This is a genomic window from Pseudoalteromonas sp. PSi26, assembly GCF_054960575.1.
In genome coordinates, this window is the sequence record NZ_JBHNYT010000058.1 from 1 (window position 1) to 248 (window position 248).

Below are 248 nucleotides of genomic sequence, written 5' to 3' on the forward strand. Positions count from 1 at the left end.
TTGTCGTAGTTCGATTGAGCAAAGGCTCCTCTGTTGAGAGACCGATAACAAGAACGAACGCGACAAAGGACTCCAAGCACCACACTCGAATAGTCTACTGGGTCTCGAACCCGCATTATGCAAGTAAGAGTTAGCTTATTATGAATACAAAAACAAAGCAAAACATAAACGTAGGTGTTGATACCGGAAAGTACCAACTCGATATTTATATCCGTCCATTGGACATTTACTTCACTGTTCCAAATGAT

Annotated in this window: 1 pseudogene; it reads left to right on the forward strand. The window is 41.1% G+C overall.

From position 1 onward, the window contains the following. Positions 1-140: 140 nt before the first annotated feature. A pseudogene (locus ACFI34_RS18820) lies at positions 141-248 on the forward strand (IS110 family transposase); the annotation flags it as partial.